At 42.4% G+C, this 17639-nt stretch carries 13 protein-coding genes, 3 rRNA genes and 1 riboswitch; of the genes, 15 read left to right on the top strand and 1 reads right to left on the bottom strand.

All coding sequences use genetic code 11. The annotated features are described in order from the left end of the window. Positions 1 to 291 precede the first annotated feature (291 nt). The 4 genes from ACWPVE_RS07055 (at position 292) to ACWPVE_RS07040 (ending at position 6145) form a co-directional block, all read left to right on the top strand. Positions 292 to 1841 (top strand): 16S ribosomal RNA (locus tag ACWPVE_RS07055). 455 nt (positions 1842 to 2296) lie between these two features. Continuing rightward, positions 2297 to 5228: ribosomal RNA gene (locus tag ACWPVE_RS07050) — 23S ribosomal RNA — on the top strand. A 97-nt stretch (positions 5229 to 5325) separates the two neighbouring features. Next, a 5S ribosomal RNA gene (gene rrf, locus ACWPVE_RS07045) occupies positions 5326 to 5441 on the top strand. The 16S, 23S and 5S rRNA genes sit together here, the layout of an rRNA operon. A 389-nt stretch (positions 5442 to 5830) precedes the next feature. Further along, the gene (locus ACWPVE_RS07040) at positions 5831 to 6145 is read left to right on the top strand and encodes a DUF3784 domain-containing protein (RefSeq protein ID WP_453992020.1); all 315 of its coding nucleotides are present in this window, start codon (positions 5831 to 5833) and stop codon (positions 6143 to 6145) included. A 32-nt stretch (positions 6146 to 6177) separates the two neighbouring features. Here the strand turns inward: ACWPVE_RS07040 and ACWPVE_RS07035 are convergent, their stop codons facing one another. Next, positions 6178 to 6612 (bottom strand): Hsp20/alpha crystallin family protein, encoded by a 435-nt coding sequence (locus ACWPVE_RS07035; RefSeq protein WP_453992018.1) that lies wholly within the window; start codon positions 6610 to 6612, stop codon positions 6178 to 6180. A 184-nt stretch (positions 6613 to 6796) separates the two neighbouring features. Between ACWPVE_RS07035 and ACWPVE_RS07030 the strand changes: the two genes are divergently transcribed. From ACWPVE_RS07030 to purH, 11 genes are all read left to right on the top strand, one after another. Continuing rightward, positions 6797 to 7339, top strand: a complete 543-nt coding sequence (locus tag ACWPVE_RS07030; protein WP_453992016.1) for a DUF2179 domain-containing protein — start codon at positions 6797 to 6799, stop codon at positions 7337 to 7339. After that, complete coding sequence (locus tag ACWPVE_RS07025; RefSeq protein WP_453992014.1) at positions 7336 to 7533, top strand: NETI motif-containing protein; 198 nt, start codon at positions 7336 to 7338, stop codon at positions 7531 to 7533. Before ACWPVE_RS07030 ends, ACWPVE_RS07025 begins: the two co-directional genes overlap by 4 nt. Positions 7534 to 7607: 74 nt before the next feature. Beyond that, positions 7608 to 7709: riboswitch (purine riboswitch) on the top strand. A 94-nt stretch (positions 7710 to 7803) separates the two neighbouring features. Beyond that, positions 7804 to 8292 carry a 5-(carboxyamino)imidazole ribonucleotide mutase gene (gene purE, locus ACWPVE_RS07020; RefSeq protein ID WP_453992012.1) on the top strand — a complete coding sequence of 163 codons (489 nt, stop codon included), beginning with the start codon at positions 7804 to 7806 and terminating at the stop codon, positions 8290 to 8292. After that, positions 8285 to 9412 (top strand): 5-(carboxyamino)imidazole ribonucleotide synthase, encoded by a 1128-nt coding sequence (gene purK / locus ACWPVE_RS07015; RefSeq protein ID WP_453992010.1) that lies wholly within the window; start codon positions 8285 to 8287, stop codon positions 9410 to 9412. Before purE ends, purK begins: the two co-directional genes overlap by 8 nt. A 156-nt stretch (positions 9413 to 9568) precedes the next feature. Next, positions 9569 to 9826, top strand: coding sequence for a phosphoribosylformylglycinamidine synthase subunit PurS (gene purS, locus ACWPVE_RS07010; RefSeq protein WP_453992008.1), 258 nt, complete (start codon positions 9569 to 9571; stop codon positions 9824 to 9826). After that, on the top strand, positions 9823 to 10512 hold the full coding sequence (gene purQ, locus ACWPVE_RS07005) for a phosphoribosylformylglycinamidine synthase subunit PurQ (RefSeq protein ID WP_453992006.1): 690 nt from the start codon (positions 9823 to 9825) through the stop codon (positions 10510 to 10512). The genes purS and purQ overlap by 4 nt, the downstream gene beginning before the upstream one ends. Then, positions 10496 to 12724 (top strand): phosphoribosylformylglycinamidine synthase subunit PurL, encoded by a 2229-nt coding sequence (purL, locus tag ACWPVE_RS07000; protein ID WP_453992004.1) that lies wholly within the window; start codon positions 10496 to 10498, stop codon positions 12722 to 12724. Before purQ ends, purL begins: the two co-directional genes overlap by 17 nt. Further along, positions 12700 to 14118, top strand: a complete 1419-nt coding sequence (gene purF, locus ACWPVE_RS06995) for an amidophosphoribosyltransferase (protein ID WP_453992002.1) — start codon at positions 12700 to 12702, stop codon at positions 14116 to 14118. Before purL ends, purF begins: the two co-directional genes overlap by 25 nt. Positions 14119 to 14369: 251 nt before the next feature. Further along, positions 14370 to 15410 (top strand): phosphoribosylformylglycinamidine cyclo-ligase, encoded by a 1041-nt coding sequence (gene purM / locus ACWPVE_RS06990; protein WP_453992000.1) that lies wholly within the window; start codon positions 14370 to 14372, stop codon positions 15408 to 15410. Continuing rightward, positions 15407 to 15982, top strand: coding sequence for a phosphoribosylglycinamide formyltransferase (purN, locus tag ACWPVE_RS06985; protein WP_453991998.1), 576 nt, complete (start codon positions 15407 to 15409; stop codon positions 15980 to 15982). Before purM ends, purN begins: the two co-directional genes overlap by 4 nt. Positions 15983 to 16099: 117 nt before the next feature. Next, on the top strand, positions 16100 to 17638 hold the full coding sequence (gene purH, locus ACWPVE_RS06980; RefSeq protein WP_453991996.1) for a bifunctional phosphoribosylaminoimidazolecarboxamide formyltransferase/IMP cyclohydrolase: 1539 nt from the start codon (positions 16100 to 16102) through the stop codon (positions 17636 to 17638). Position 17639 lies beyond the last annotated feature (1 nt).

Below are 17639 nucleotides of genomic sequence, written 5' to 3'. Positions count from 1 at the left end.
CAAGCCTCTGTTACTTAGTTGAAATTTAACTTAGATGTATAAATTTAAAGTGATATATAATTCTGGTTTAATTTATGTTGACAGAGATATATAAACTTGGTATAGTAAATGAGTCGCTGTTACAACATCATTTAAATAAATTATTTTTTAAAAGATGTTGACATAGACTTCTGAAGATGTTATATTATAAAAGTCGCTGCAAAACAGCGCGTCAAAAGTTCTTTGAAAACTGAACACAATACAAGCGTCAACGTTAATTCTAAGTAACAAATTTATTGAGCAATCAATACTCTATTGGAGAGTTTGATCCTGGCTCAGGATGAACGCTGGCGGCGTGCCTAATACATGCAAGTCGAGCGAATCTAAGGGAGCTTGCTCCCAAAGATTAGCGGCGGACGGGTGAGTAACACGTGGGCAACCTACCTGTAAGACTGGGATAACTTCGGGAAACCGGAGCTAATACCGGATAACATATGAGACCACATGGTCTTATATTAAAAGATGGCTTCTTGCTATCACTTACGGATGGGCCCGCGGCGCATTAGCTAGTTGGTGAGGTAACGGCTCACCAAGGCAACGATGCGTAGCCGACCTGAGAGGGTGATCGGCCACACTGGGACTGAGACACGGCCCAGACTCCTACGGGAGGCAGCAGTAGGGAATCTTCCGCAATGGACGAAAGTCTGACGGAGCAACGCCGCGTGAGCGAAGAAGGTCTTCGGATCGTAAAGCTCTGTTGTTAGGGAAGAACAAGTATCGTTCGAATAGGGCGGTACCTTGACGGTACCTAACCAGAAAGCCACGGCTAACTACGTGCCAGCAGCCGCGGTAATACGTAGGTGGCAAGCGTTATCCGGAATTATTGGGCGTAAAGCGCGCGCAGGCGGTCCTTTAAGTCTGATGTGAAAGCCCACGGCTCAACCGTGGAGGGTCATTGGAAACTGGGGGACTTGAGTGCAGAAGAGGAGAGCGGAATTCCACGTGTAGCGGTGAAATGCGTAGAGATGTGGAGGAACACCAGTGGCGAAGGCGGCTCTCTGGTCTGTAACTGACGCTGAGGCGCGAAAGCGTGGGGAGCGAACAGGATTAGATACCCTGGTAGTCCACGCCGTAAACGATGAGTGCTAAGTGTTAGAGGGTTTCCGCCCTTTAGTGCTGAAGTCAACGCATTAAGCACTCCGCCTGGGGAGTACGGTCGCAAGACTGAAACTCAAAGGAATTGACGGGGGCCCGCACAAGCGGTGGAGCATGTGGTTTAATTCGAAGCAACGCGAAGAACCTTACCAGGTCTTGACATCCTCTGACACTCCTAGAGATAGGACGTTCCCTTCGGGGACAGAGTGACAGGTGGTGCATGGTTGTCGTCAGCTCGTGTCGTGAGATGTTGGGTTAAGTCCCGCAACGAGCGCAACCCTTGATCTTAGTTGCCAGCATTCAGTTGGGTACTCTAAGGTGACTGCCGGTGACAAACCGGAGGAAGGTGGGGATGACGTCAAATCATCATGCCCCTTATGACCTGGGCTACACACGTGCTACAATGGATGGTACAAAGGGCAGCGAAACCGCGAGGTTAAGCCAATCCCATAAAACCATTCTCAGTTCGGATTGCAGGCTGCAACTCGCCTGCATGAAGCCGGAATCGCTAGTAATCGCGGATCAGCATGCCGCGGTGAATACGTTCCCGGGCCTTGTACACACCGCCCGTCACACCACGAGAGTTTGTAACACCCGAAGTCGGTGGGGTAACCGTAAGGAGCCAGCCGCCTAAGGTGGGACAGATGATTGGGGTGAAGTCGTAACAAGGTAGCCGTATCGGAAGGTGCGGCTGGATCACCTCCTTTCTAAGGAAAAAGTCGAAAAGCGAAGGTGACTGTTCAGCCTCGACAAGTGCTGGAACTTCTGAAGGAAAAGTCAGTAGACTTTGACAGAAGAAGTGAAGTAACCTCGAGAGACTAGGAACCGTAGCTAGACAATAGAAGTTCTGCGAACTTCATAAAAAAAAGACGTTTTGTATTGTGGTCAGTTTTGAGAGTGCTTTTTGTGCTTTCAAAGGTCGATTTTTGCAAAATGCAAAAATCAATTGCGCTTGCGTCTGCAAGATTAGTCAATGATGATTAATTCCTCAGCGCAAAGCTGCATGGAGACTATTCACTGATGTAAATCACGATGTGATTGAAGTCAGTAGCTTCGTTCCTTGAAAACTAGATAACGTAACAAAACATTCATTGAAGTAAAGTTCTTTAAACTTATAGGCGCATGAGAAGCGAAGAAATTTGAAGCTTATCGAAGCCGAACAGGTTAAGTTATAAAGGGCGCACGGTGGATGCCTTGGCACTAGGAGCCGATGAAGGACGGTACTAACACCGATATGCTTCGGGGAGCTGTAAGTAAGCATTGATCCGAAGATTTCCGAATGGGGAAACCCACTGCTCGTAATGGGGCAGTATCCTTACCTGAATTCATAGGGTAAGCGAAGGTAGACCTGGGGAACTGAAACATCTAAGTACCCAGAGGAAGAGAAAGCAAACGCGATTTCCTGAGTAGCGGCGAGCGAAACGGAAGATAGCCCAAACCAAGAGGCTTGCCTCTTGGGGTTGTAGGACACTCTATACGGAGTTACAAAAGAGCGAAGTAGACGAAGCGACCTGGAAAGGTCCGTCAGAGAAGGTAACAACCCTGTAGTCGAAACTTCGTTCTCTCTTGAGTGGATCCTGAGTACGGCGGGACACGTGAAATCCCGTCGGAAGCTGGGAGGACCATCTCCCAAGGCTAAATACTCCCTAGTGACCGATAGTGAACCAGTACCGTGAGGGAAAGGTGAAAAGCACCCCGGGAGGGGAGTGAAATAGAACCTGAAACCGTGTGCCTACAAGTAGTCAAAGCACATTCATGTGTGATGGCGTGCCTTTTGTAGAATGAACCGGCGAGTTACGATTACGTGCAAGGTTAAGTCGAAGAGACGGAGCCGCAGCGAAAGCGAGTCTGAATAGGGCGAATGAGTACGTGGTCGTAGACCCGAAACCAGGTGATCTACCCATGTCCAGGGTGAAGTTCAGGTAACACTGAATGGAGGCCCGAACCCACGTACGTTGAAAAGTGCGGGGATGAGGTGTGGGTAGCGGAGAAATTCCAATCGAACTTGGAGATAGCTGGTTCTCTCCGAAATAGCTTTAGGGCTAGCCTCGAGTATAGAGTCTTGGAGGTAGAGCACTGATTGGACTAGGGGCCCTCATCGGGTTACCGAATTCAGTCAAACTCCGAATGCCAAAGACTTGATTCTCGGGAGTCAGACTGCGAGTGATAAGATCCGTAGTCAAGAGGGAAACAGCCCAGACCACCAGCTAAGGTCCCAAAGTATACGTTAAGTGGAAAAGGATGTGGAGTTGCTTAGACAACCAGGATGTTGGCTTAGAAGCAGCCACCATTTAAAGAGTGCGTAATAGCTCACTGGTCGAGTGACTCTGCGCCGAAAATGTACCGGGGCTAAACGTATCACCGAAGCTGTGGATTGTTCTTACGAACAATGGTAGGAGAGCGTTCTAAGTGCAGCGAAGTCAGACCGTGAGGACTGGTGGAGCGCTTAGAAGTGAGAATGCCGGTATGAGTAGCGAAAGAGGGGTGAGAATCCCCTCCACCGAATGCCTAAGGTTTCCTGAGGAAGGCTCGTCCGCTCAGGGTTAGTCGGGACCTAAGCCGAGGCTGAAAAGCGTAGGCGATGGACAACAGGTTGATATTCCTGTACCACCTCTTTACCGTTTGAGCGATGGAGGGACGCAGGAGGATAGGGTAAGCGCACTGTTGGATATGTGCGTCCAAGCAGTTAGACTGGTAAGTAGGCAAATCCGCTTACCGTAAGGTTGAGCTGTGATGGCGAGGGAAATATAGTACCGAAGTTCCTGATTCCACACTGCCAAGAAAAGCTTCTAGCGAGGTAAATGGTGCCCGTACCGCAAACCGACACAGGTAGGCGAGGAGAGAATCCTAAGGTGATCGAGAGAACTCTCGTTAAGGAACTCGGCAAAATGACCCCGTAACTTCGGGAGAAGGGGTGCTTTTTAGGGTGCATAGCTCTGAAAAGCCGCAGTGAATAGGCCCAGGCGACTGTTTAGCAAAAACACAGGTCTCTGCGAAGCCGCAAGGCGAAGTATAGGGGCTGACACCTGCCCGGTGCTGGAAGGTTAAGAGGAGGGGTTAGCGCAAGCGAAGCTCTGAATCGAAGCCCCAGTAAACGGCGGCCGTAACTATAACGGTCCTAAGGTAGCGAAATTCCTTGTCAGGTAAGTTCTGACCCGCACGAAAGGTGTAACGATCTGGGCACTGTCTCAACGAGAGACTCGGTGAAATTATAGTACCTGTGAAGATGCAGGTTACCCGCGACAGGACGGAAAGACCCCGTGGAGCTTTACTGCAACCTGATATTGAATTTTGGTACAGCTTGTACAGGATAGGTAGGAGCCTTGGAAGCCGGAGCGCTAGCTTCGGTGGAGGCGTCGGTGGGATACTACCCTGGCTGTATTGAAATTCTAACCCGAAGGCCTTATCGGCCTTGGAGACAGTGTCAGGTGGGCAGTTTGACTGGGGCGGTCGCCTCCTAAAGAGTAACGGAGGCGCCCAAAGGTTCCCTCAGAATGGTTGGAAATCATTCGTAGAGTGTAAAGGCACAAGGGAGCTTGACTGCGAGACCTACAAGTCGAGCAGGGACGAAAGTCGGGCTTAGTGATCCGGTGGTTCCGCATGGAAGGGCCATCGCTCAACGGATAAAAGCTACCCCGGGGATAACAGGCTTATCTCCCCCAAGAGTCCACATCGACGGGGAGGTTTGGCACCTCGATGTCGGCTCATCGCATCCTGGGGCTGTAGTCGGTCCCAAGGGTTGGGCTGTTCGCCCATTAAAGCGGTACGCGAGCTGGGTTCAGAACGTCGTGAGACAGTTCGGTCCCTATCCGTCGTGGGCGTAGGAAATTTGAGAGGAGCTGTCCTTAGTACGAGAGGACCGGGATGGACACACCGCTGGTGTACCAGTTGTCCTGCCAAGGGCATAGCTGGGTAGCTATGTGTGGAAGGGATAAGTGCTGAAAGCATCTAAGCATGAAGCCCCCCTCAAGATGAGATTTCCCATAGTGTTAAACTAGTAAGATCCCTCGAAGATGACGAGGTTGATAGGTCAGAGGTGGAAGCATGGTGACATGTGCAGCTGACTGATACTAATCGATCGAGGACTTAACCAAATAGAATTGCGAAGGCGACTGTATAGGAGCCGTAGCAAGACAAATGAATGAATGTGCGTACGTTATCTAGTTTTGAAGGAATGAATCCTTCTTATAGTTTAGTGACGATAGCGAAGAGGTCACACCCGTTCCCATACCGAACACGGAAGTTAAGCTCTTCAGCGCCGATGGTAGTTGGGGCATTGCCCCTGTGAGAGTAGGACGTCGCTAAGCACCTAAAAGATCAGCCAATATGGTTGGTCTTTTTTGTGTTTTAAAACAAGAGCTTAGGTCGATCGTTGAATTTTACACAAGCAATTTACGGTTAGATTTAAATGGTATCCCGCAAACTCCCTTTATGATAAACCATGGAAGTGAAAAACAATAAATGATACACAGCAATCTATCCAAACAGTACCGAATCTACAAAATAGAGAACGATACCCGTAATCGTCCTATTCCACCTACCACCATCCACAAAACGACGCCACTTATCCCACAACACTATAAACACCATAATTTATGAATATTTTAGGTAGAAAATTCACCTTAACATTATAAGCTTCTTGAAACTTCTCTCCCCTAAACGTAATACATATATAACCTATAATAAGAGGTTACCTATGCTTGCTGGTTTCATTGTATGTTTTTTAGTAGGTCTTTTCTGTATCTTATTAGGATTTCTAATTTGGAAAAAAAGGCAGCTTTCACTTATAGCTGGTTATAACGAGGAAACATTTACGGGAGAAAGAAAGAAGGTAGCAAAAGCTGTAGGTGTGTTTACAATCATCATTGGTTTACTTCCTAAGTTACTTCCATTTGGGTTAGAGTTTGTAGGTGAGCTTACTGGATTGTTTTATGGTGTGATTGTCACAATAGGTTCAATTGTCCTTGTTATCTACATAAATATGTTAAATAAGCAAACGGACTCTAAATAGGAAAATCCCTCACATTATGGTGAGGGATTCAGTTATTTGTCTCGGTCGATGACTTCGATTCTTTTTCGATTATCATCGGGGATTTGTTTGTGGAGATGAATAAGAAGGAGTCCTCTTTTATAGCTTGCATGAATGCGGTCCTCTTTGACTGTGTACGGCAGCTGAATTTCGCGCTCAAATTTGCCTTGGAAGATTCCTTCTTGTATGATCTCAAAACCCTTAAAGTTCAAATTGATTTTTCCGCGTACTTCTAGGGTTTGATGATTTACATATATATCGACATCCTCAACCTTTACGAGCCCAGGGAGACTTAAGACAACTAAGAGTTCATTTTCACCTTGATAGAGATTAAGTTGTGAATGTGCGTTATCGAAAAATGGGGCAAATCCATTCCAGAATTCATCACCAAAGAAATGGTCCCATTGCTTTCGCCATTGTTCCATGTTTTTGAATTGGTCCATTTTCATAGGTTGCGATTCCTCCTCGACAGTGCATTATTCCGTTATGTAGTATATGGTAAATGTAATAGGTATGTGCCTATCGACTAAACGTAAGTATTGGTATATTTGACTATATCATTTAGGAAAAATGTTTAGTACAATGTAGTCTTTGGTAAGCTAATTAAAGCGAGCAATCGAAGGGGGCATTTTCATGTTAGCAAACGCGTATGTTATGGTTATTATCATTTTAGTTATTAATATTGTGTATGTATCGTTCTTTACGATTCGGATGATTTTAACGATGAAGGGACAACGTTATACAGCTGCTTTAATTAGTACGGTAGAAGTTGTCATCTATGTGGTCGGGCTTGGCTTAGTATTGGATAATTTAAACCAAATTCAGAATTTGATTGCGTATGCGGTTGGATATGGATTAGGAGTAATTGTTGGAATGAAAATAGAGGAAAAATTAGCACTAGGATATATCACGGTAAATGTAATTACAAAGGAATATGAGATGGATTTACCAAAGCGTTTGCGTGATGAAGGATATGGGGTTACGACCTGGCAAACCCAAGGGAGAGAAGGAGACCGATTGTCAATGACGATTTTAACTCCTCGAAAATATGAAATGAAATTATATAAAACCATTATAGATGTAGATCCGAAAGCCTTCGTGATTACATCCGAGCCAAAATCCATTCACGGTGGATTCTGGGTGAAGGCAGTTAAGAAAGGAAAATTAGAAACATGAAAAAACCAAAAAAACAAAAATTTGAGGTTCGGGCTAGTGAAACAATTGATCAATGTTTAGAAAGAATGAAAGTTGAAGGGTATGTTCCTGTAAGGAGATTAGAAGAGCCTGTATTTCAGGAAGTAAAGAGAAATGGAGAGCTGATAGTCGAGCCTATCGGGAGAAAAATAGTTTTTGAAGGAAAACTTCATTAAAACACGAACATTAAAAAAGAAATAATTGTAAAATGTTCGATTTAAATTGACAAGGCATGAATACTGTTGTTAAGATTAGGTTAGCAAAATTACCTCATATAATCTTGGGAATATGGCCCATAAGTTTCTACCCAATAACCTTAAATTATTGGACTATGAGGGAAAAGTATAATTTTACCTATTCTTGGTATGGAATGCTCAGGTAGGATTGCTTTCCCTTTTTCGGAAAACAGTCTTTGCCTGGGCATTTTTATGTTTAAGGAGGATATTATGAAACCAGTAGTTGGTGTCATTATGGGAAGTACTTCAGATTGGGAAACAATGAAGGAAGCATGCAATGTACTTGAAGAGATAGGAATTCCATTTGAAAAAAAGGTGGTATCTGCACACCGTACACCAGATTTAATGTTTGAATATGCAGAAACTGCAAAAGAACGAGGGATAAAGGTGATTATTGCAGGAGCTGGCGGTGCAGCACACCTACCAGGGATGGTGGCTGCTAAGACGACGTTACCAGTCATTGGAGTACCCGTTCAATCAAGAGCATTAAATGGACTCGATTCATTGTTATCGATTGTACAAATGCCTGGTGGAGTACCAGTAGCGACAGTTGCGATTGGAAAAGCAGGAGCAACCAATGCAGGATTATTAGCGGCTTCGATCCTTGGAACATCTAATCCAGAATGGGATCAGAAACTTGTAAATATAAGAGAAGCAAGAAAAAATCAGGTTCTAGAAAGTAGTGATGAACTTGAGTAAGCAAATTTTACCAGGTCAAATGATTGGCATTATTGGTGGAGGCCAACTTGGCAGAATGATGGCAATTTCGGCGAAGGAAATGGGGTTTAATGTTGCTGTTTTAGATCCAACACCGAACTCCCCATGTGGTCAAGTAGCAGATATTCAAATAACAGCTAATTACGATGATCTTGAAGCGATTAAAAAGTTAGCAAGTATTAGTGATGTTATAACGTATGAATTTGAAAATATAGATTACGAAGCCTTAACTTGGCTAGAAGAGAATGCGAATTTACCACAGGGAAGTCATTTGTTAAAAATTACTCAGGACCGTGGTACGGAAAAGAAAGCCATTCAAGAGATTGGCTTGAAAGTTGCACCGTTTCAACTTGTAGAAAATAAGGAGCAACTAGCTGAAGCAGTTGAGATCATTGGAGTACCCTCAGTATTAAAAACATGCCGTGGGGGTTACGACGGTAAAGGTCAATTTGTTTTAAAACAAATTGACGACATAAGGCTGGCGGAAAACCTATTAGAATCTGGGATGTGCATTCTAGAAGCGTGGGTTCCATTTCAAAAGGAAGTTTCTGTGATTGTTACTAGAAATCCATCAGGTGAGGTCAAAACATTTCCAGTAGCGGAAAATATTCATGTTGAAAATATTTTGCACCAATCAATTGTACCAGCAGGAATTCTTGAAAAGACAGAAGCGAAAGCAAAGGAAATGGCGATGAAGCTTGCATCAGCATTTGAACTAGTTGGTACATTAGCAGTTGAGATGTTTGTGACAGAGGATGGGGAAATTTATGTTAATGAATTAGCACCCCGCCCACATAACTCTGGACACTATACAATCGATGCTTGTGAGACTTCACAATTTGAGCAGCATGTACGTTCCGTATGTAATTGGCCATTAGGAGAAACGACTCTCTTACGACCAGTTGTCATGACAAATATTTTAGGTGAACATCTTCAGCCTTTGTTGGATAAAGTGGCACTCTTATCAAATATAAAGATTCATCTATACGGAAAAGAAGAAGCAAAAGTAAAAAGAAAGATGGGGCATATTACTGTTTTAGGAAATACAGTGGAAGAAGCTCTTCAAAGATCAAACGCCTTGAACGTTTGGGACACACTATAATCGAATGTACACATATAGCACCGAACACTACTTGACCTAGTATCCTGTTGGGATGTCTCGAACAATAGGTGATCTAGTATGGATGTATGTCGCAAAATTTTTTATTGCAACGAAAGTTTGAATAGTAATCCATAACTGACTGGGAGGACAAATTGCATGTCATACAAAGTAAAAGTTTATGTAACATTGCGGGAAAGTGTTTTAGATCCACAAGGAAGTGCAGTGATGGGGTCCTTGCACAAATTGAATTATCAAGAAGTTAAGGATGTTCGTATCGGGAAGTATATGGAACTCTTAATAGATAAATCAGTAAAAGACCTTGATAAGTCGGTTATGGAGATTTGTGAGAAGCTTCTTGCAAATACGGTGATTGAGGATTACCGTTACGAGGTCGAGGAGGTTGTCACACAGTGAAATTTGCTGTAATCGTGTTTCCAGGCTCTAATTGTGATGTAGATATGTATCATGCTGTTAAGGATATTCTTGGAGAAGAAGTGGAGTATGTAGATCATAATGTAACAGACCTTGATATGTTCGATGGAATTTTACTTCCTGGAGGTTTCTCTTATGGAGATTACCTACGAACTGGGGCCCTTGCTCGTTTTTCAAATGTAATGGATGAAGTTGTAAAAGCCGCTGAAGCTGGTAAACCAATTCTTGGTGTATGTAACGGATTTCAGATTTTATTAGAAGCAGATCTGTTACCAGGTGCTATGCGCCGTAATGATAACCTAAAGTTCATGTGTCGACCAGTCGAACTTCGCGTTGAAAACAACAAATCCATGTTCACATCTGAATATGAATCAGGCGAAGTAATAACAGTTCCGATTGCTCATGGTGAGGGGAACTATTACTGCGATGACGAAACACTTGATAGATTACAAGCAAATAATCAAATAGTTTTCACATATAACGGAACAAATCCTAATGGTAGTATTGCCGATATTGCTGGTATTACGAATGAACGTGGAAATGTGTTAGGAATGATGCCACATCCTGAAAGAGCAGTTGAGGAACTATTAGGTAGTGCAGATGGTATGAAGCTTTTCCAATCAATTGTAAAAAATTGGAGGTTATCAGCGAATGTCGTTACTTCTTGAACCAGGTCCGAATGAAATTAAGGAAAAAAAGATCTATAGTGAAATGGGTTTGAGTGATTCTGAGTTTGAATTAATTGAGAAAATACTTGGTAGACTCCCGAACTACACAGAGACTGGTTTATTCTCTGTTATGTGGTCAGAGCACTGTAGCTACAAAAACTCGAAGCCAGTATTACGAAAGTTTCCTACATCAGGGGAACGTGTTCTCCAAGGACCTGGCGAAGGTGCTGGAATAGTCGATATTGGAGATAACCAAGCAGTAGTTTTCAAGATTGAAAGTCATAATCACCCATCGGCAGTTGAGCCCTACCAAGGAGCAGCAACAGGTGTGGGGGGAATTATCCGTGATGTGTTCTCAATGGGAGCAAGACCTATTGCACTATTAAACTCACTTCGTTTCGGGGAGCTCACTTCACCAAGAGTGAAGTATTTGTTCGAAGAAGTAGTAGCTGGAATTGCAGGATATGGAAATTGTATTGGGATACCAACAGTAGGTGGAGAAATACAATTTGATGATTCCTATGAAGGAAATCCTCTTGTAAACGCAATGTGTGTCGGACTGATTAATCATGAAGATATACAAAAAGGGCAGGCAAAAGGCGTTGGTAACACTGTAATGTATATTGGTGCAAAAACAGGGCGTGATGGAATCCATGGCGCAACCTTTTCATCTGAAGAACTTTCAGAAGAATCTGATGCAAAACGTTCAGCGGTACAGGTTGGAGATCCTTTTATGGAAAAGCTATTGATGGAAGCTAGTTTGGAGATTGTAAAATGTGATGCATTAATCGGAATTCAAGATATGGGCGCAGCAGGTTTAACAAGTTCTTCATCGGAAATGGCAAGTAAGGCTGGATCAGGTATTGAAATGAACCTAGACCTAGTACCACAACGTGAAACAGGAATGACTGGATATGAGATGATGCTTTCTGAATCACAGGAACGTATGCTGATTGTTGTGGAAAAAGGCAGGGAGCAAGAGATTCAGGATATCGTTCGGAAATATGACCTCGAAGCTGTAGCGATCGGAAAAGTAACAGATGATAAACAATTCCGTCTTATTCACAAAGGTGAAGTTATTGCCGATGTTCCAGTGGATGCACTTGCAGAAGAGGCTCCTGTTTATTATAAGTCGTCCAGAGAGCCTGCTATGTTTCGTGAATTTAAAGAAATGAAAATAGAAACTCCTAAACTTGAAGATGTAGGGGAAACTTTGAAGGATTTGCTAGCACAACCAACAATCGCCAGTAAGGAATGGGTCTATGACCAATACGACTACATGGTGCGTACCAATACAGTAGTCGCTCCAGGTTCTGATGCAGCAGTTGTTCGGATTCGTGGTACAAAGAAAGCATTAGCGATGACAACAGATTGTAACTCAAGATACCTCTATTTAGATCCAGAAGTTGGAGGACAAATTGCGGTTAGTGAAGCAGCAAGAAATATTGTATGTTCTGGTGGAAAACCACTTGCAGTTACAGATAATTTGAACTTTGGAAATCCAGAGAACCCTGAAGTATTTTGGCAGATTGAAAAATCCGCGGACGGTATTAGTGAGGCATGTCGTGTTCTAGAGACACCTGTTATTGGTGGAAATGTGTCATTAAACAATGAAACGAACGGAAAGGCAATCTATCCAACACCCGTTATTGGAATGGTCGGATTGATTGACGATATTGCACATATTACTACCCAAGAATTTAAAGTAGCTGGTGACCTTGTTTATGTAATAGGCGAAGCAAAAGAAGAGTTCGCGGGCAGTGAGCTACAAAAGTTAATTCATGGTGAGATTTTCGGGCCAGTTCCTGAATTGGATTTAGAAATTGAAAGAAGAAGACAACAGCAAGTTCTAACTGCGATACGTGCAGGTGTGGTTGCTTCTGCACATGATGTGTCAGAAGGTGGATTTGCAGTAGCGTTGGCTGAAAGTACTTTCGGCTCAAAAGGTCTAGGGGTGAAAGTGCGCCTTAAGGGTGAGGTAGTAACTGAGCTATTCAGTGAAACACAATCCCGTTTTATTGTATCAGTGAAAAAGGAAAATAAAGAAAAATTTGAACAACTCGTAAAAGCAAATCTAATCGGTGAAGTTACTGAGAATGGATTATTTATCATCGAAAATTCAGCAGGAGAAGAGATTATGAATCTACCTGTTGCAGAACTTAAACATACATGGAAAGGAGCGATCCCATGCTTGCTGAACTCAAAGGCTTAAATGAGGAATGTGGTTTGTTTGGTATTTGGGGGCATCCAGATGCAGCACAAATAACATACTATGGATTACACAGCTTACAGCACCGTGGTCAAGAAGGTGCAGGTATTGTTGTAAGCAATGGAGAGAGACTAAACGTTGTTAAAGGGGAAGGCCTTGTAAACGAAGTGTTTAGTAATGGTCAACTTGATCAACTACATGGAAAAGCTGCGATTGGACATGTTCGTTACACAGCAGCTGGGGGGAGAGGTGTTCAAAACGTCCAACCCCTTCTCTTTCAATCTCAAGTAGGCGGTCTTGCAGTTGCACATAATGGCAACCTTGTAAATGCTAATCACTTAAAGCATCAGTTAGAAAATCAAGGGAGTATCTTTCAAACTTCCTCTGATTCAGAGATTCTCGCTCATTTAACTCGAAAGAGCGGCTATACAAAAATTAAAGACCGAGTTAAAAATGCACTAACCATGTTAAAAGGAGCTTATGCATTCTTAGTCATGACTGAAAAGAAGATGATTGTGGCTCTTGATCCAAATGGTCTTCGCCCATTATCACTTGGTAAGCTCGGTGACGCATGGGTAGTAGCTTCTGAAACTTGTGCGTTTGATATCGTTGGTGCTACGTTTGAAAGGGATGTGGAACCTGGGGAATTACTCGTGATCAATGATGAAGGCATTCATTCAGAACGATTTACATTAACAACCAATCATGCAATGTGCAGCATGGAATATATATATTTCTCTCGTCCAGATAGTGATATTAATGGAGTCAATGTTCATACAGCACGTAAGAATTTAGGAAAGCAGCTTGCTCTTGAAGCACCAATTGATGCCGATGTGATAACAGGTGTACCTGATTCTAGTATTTCAGCGGCAATTGGGTATGCGGAGGAATCTGGAATTCCATATGAACTTGGTCTGATTAAAAATCGTTATGTAGGTAGAACGTTTATTAAACCTTCCCAATCTTTACGTGAACAAGGAGTAAAAATGAAGCTTTCTCCTGTTCGTGGTGTTGTAGAAGGAAAGCGTGTTGTCATGGTGGATGACTCGATTGTGCGTGGAACGACAAGTAAGCGAATTGTAAAAATGCTTCGTGATGCAGGTGCTGTGGAAGTGCATGTATGTATAAGTTCACCACCAATGAATAATCCATGCTTCTACGGAATTGATACCTCAACACACGAGGAATTGATCGCTTCTTCAAACTCAGTTGAAGAGATTCGTCAAATTATCGGAGCAGATTCATTAACATTCTTAAGCCCTGAGGGGTTAGTAAAAGCAATAAATAGACCGATTGAAGGGGAAACACGTGGATTATGTATGGCTTGTTTTACAGGCAAATATCCAACAGAGATTTTCCCAGATACGGTATTACCACATGAAAAAGTTTTTAGCTAAATGTGTGTGTTCAAAAGGATGATGAAAAGGACCATGTCGACAAAATACATGTCCCCATGTTATGTCGACACTTGCACATCCTGTGCGTCGAAAGTTAGAGTTGGGCGGCTTTGAGTAGCGGAACGAATGTCGTTAATATGTGAGCAGATGTTTTTGCATGCTGGAGTAAAAAGCTAACAAATAAATTCGATGTGGCAATTTCACTGTACTTTTTGAACATCCTCTAAAAAGAATTAGGAGTGTTTATAACGATGGCAAATGCGTATAAGCAAGCTGGAGTAGATATTGAGGCAGGCTACGAGGCTGTTTCAAGAATGAAAAAACATGTTGCAAAAACAATTCGCCCTGAGGTTATGGGTGGACTAGGCAGCTTTGGCGGTATGTTTGATCTTTCTAAAATTAATGTAAAAGAACCTGTATTAGTTTCGGGAACCGACGGTGTGGGTACGAAATTAATGCTGGCTTTTATGATGGATAAACATGACACGATTGGAATCGACGCAGTTGCAATGTGTGTGAACGATATTGTTGTACAAGGCGCAGAGCCTTTATACTTTTTAGATTATATTGCTTGTGGAAAAGCGCAACCTGAGAAAATCGAACAAATTGTAAAAGGGATTGCAGACGGTTGTGAGCAAGCGGGTTGTGCATTAATTGGCGGTGAAACAGCTGAAATGCCAGGCATGTATAGTGAAGATGAGTATGACCTTGCTGGTTTTTCAGTTGGTGTTGCAGAGAAATCGAAGCTTGTCACAGGTTCTTCAATCAAACCTGGTGATGTACTCATTGGGCTATCTTCAAGTGGAATCCACAGTAACGGCTATTCACTTGTGCGTAAAGTATTATTAGAAGACGGTGGATTAGATCTTCATAAAGTGTATGAAGGTATAGACCGCCCATTAGGAGAAGAACTTCTTCAACCTACCAAAATTTATGTCAAGTCACTGTTAAAAGCAATGGAAAAATTTGAAGTAAAAGGGATGTCTCATATTACAGGTGGAGGCTTTATTGAAAATATTCCACGAATGTTGCCAGAGGGTGTCGGTGCTGAAGTTGATTATGGTTCATGGCCAATTCCATCAATCTTTGACTTAATTCAAAAGACAGGAAATCTTAATCGGGAAGAAATGTTTAATATTTTCAATATGGGTATTGGTATGGTACTAGCAATCAGTGAAGAGAACCTGCATGATGTGATTGAGCTTCTTGAAGAGCAAGGTGAAAAGGCGTTTGTAATCGGGCGTATCAAAGAAGGAAATGGTGTAACCTTTGGTGGAGGAGCACTTGTATGAAAAAAATAGCTGTCTTTGCATCAGGCAGTGGCTCAAACTTTCAAGCAATTGCAGACTCGATTAAAGAAGGAAGATTAGCAGCAGAAATTGCAGTTTTAGTTTGTGATAAACCAGGTGCAAAAGTAATTGAACGTGCATCAAGGGAAATGGTTGATACATTAGTTTTTACACCAAAAAATTACCCAGATAAATCATTTTTTGAAGCAGAGATTGTGGAAGTTTTACGTGAAAAAAATGTAGACTTAATTGTATTGGCTGGGTACATGAGATTAATTGGTCATACTCTTCTAAGTGCGTATTCAAATAAAATTGTAAATATTCATCCTTCTCTTCTACCTGCATTTCCAGGTAAAGACGCGATTGGTCAGGCTTTTCGAGCAGGTGTAGAGAAAACAGGTGTTACGATTCATTATGTTGACGAAGGAATGGATACTGGTCCAATTATTGCACAACGTGAGCTTCTAATTGAACCAGAGGACACTTTAGAAAGTATTGAAGAAAAAGTACATCGTATCGAGCATGAATTTTATCCGCAAGTCTTACAATCACTTATAAATAAGAGCTCAGAATGAAAGTTGAAAAGGACCAGCAGATTTTGTCATGTCCTACACGTTGAAAATCAATGTGTCTTTTTCAGATGATTTTTAAACAACAAAGAGCAGAAATTTACATTAGGGAGCGATATTAAATTGGCAATTAAACGTGCACTTGTCAGTGTTTCAGATAAACAAGGTCTTGTTCCATTTGTAAAAGGTTTAATCGAAAATGGAGTAGAAGTTATTTCAACTGGTGGTACAAAGCGTACTCTTGAGGAAGCTGGCCTGTCTGTTATTGGTATTTCAGAGGTAACAGGATTTCCTGAAATTATGGATGGACGGGTTAAGACGCTTCATCCAAATATCCATGGTGGGCTTTTAGCAGTTCGAGAAAATGAGGATCATGTAAATCAACTTGAAGAGCATAATATTACGCCAATCGATTTAGTTGTTGTAAACCTATATCCATTCCAACAAACGATTGCAAAACCGGATGTTGATTTTGCAGATGCGATCGAAAATATTGATATTGGTGGACCATCAATGCTTCGTTCGGCTGCTAAGAACCATAAATATGTTACTGTTGTTGTAGATCCACAGGACTATGATACAGTTCTTACAGAGTTGACTGAAAAAAGTGAAGTTACTTCTGAAACTAAGCTTCGTTTAGGAGCAAAGGTATTCCGTCACACAGCTGCATACGACGCGGTTATCGCTGAATATTTAACAAATGCAGCAGGTGAGGAAAGTCCAGAATCACTAACGGTTACTTATGAGAAGAAACAAGACCTTCGTTATGGAGAAAATCCACATCAAAAAGCTGCTTTTTATAAAAAACCATTAGGTACGGCGCTATCCATTGCATCTGCTACTCAATTGCATGGAAAAGAATTATCTTACAATAATATTAACGATGCAGATGCTGCTCTTCAAATTGTGAAAGAATTTAATGAGCCTGCTGCAGTTGCAGTTAAACACATGAATCCTTGTGGGGTAGGTGTTGGTGCAACGATTGAGGAAGCTTTTCAAAAGGCTTATGAGGCAGATTCTACTTCTATTTTTGGTGGAATCATTGCGGTTAACCGTGAAGTTGATGCTCAAACAGCTCAAAAAATGCGTGAGATTTTCCTTGAAATTATTATTGCACCATCATTTAGTGAAGAAGCATTTGAAATCTTATCTTCAAAGAAAAACCTCCGTTTGTTGACTGTTGATTTTTCAGATGACAAAAAGATTGAGAAGAAGTTAGTATCTGTTCGTGGGGGATTACTCGTTCAGGATGAGGATGCATATGGCCTTGAAGAGGCAACCATTTCTATTCCAACAAAACGTGAACCTACAGAACAAGAATGGGCTGATTTAAAGCTTGGTTGGAAAGTTGTAAAGCACGTTAAATCTAATGCGATTGTGCTAGCAAAAGACGATATGACCATTGGAATTGGTGCTGGTCAAATGAACCGTGTTGGTTCTGCAAATATCGCTATTAATCAAGCTGCTGCAAAAGCAAAAGGGGCAAGTCTTGCATCAGATGCCTTTTTCCCAATGAGTGATACTGTTGAAGCAGCTGCTAAAGCAGGTATCACAGCTATCATCCAACCAGGTGGCTCGATTCGTGATGAAGAATCCATTCAAAAGGCTGACGAATATGGAATCGCAATGGTCTTTACTGGAGTACGTCATTTTAAACACTAAT

The sequence above is a fragment of the Bacillus nitroreducens genome, assembly GCF_964021195.1.
This window is presented reverse-complemented; position numbering and strand designations above follow the sequence as displayed.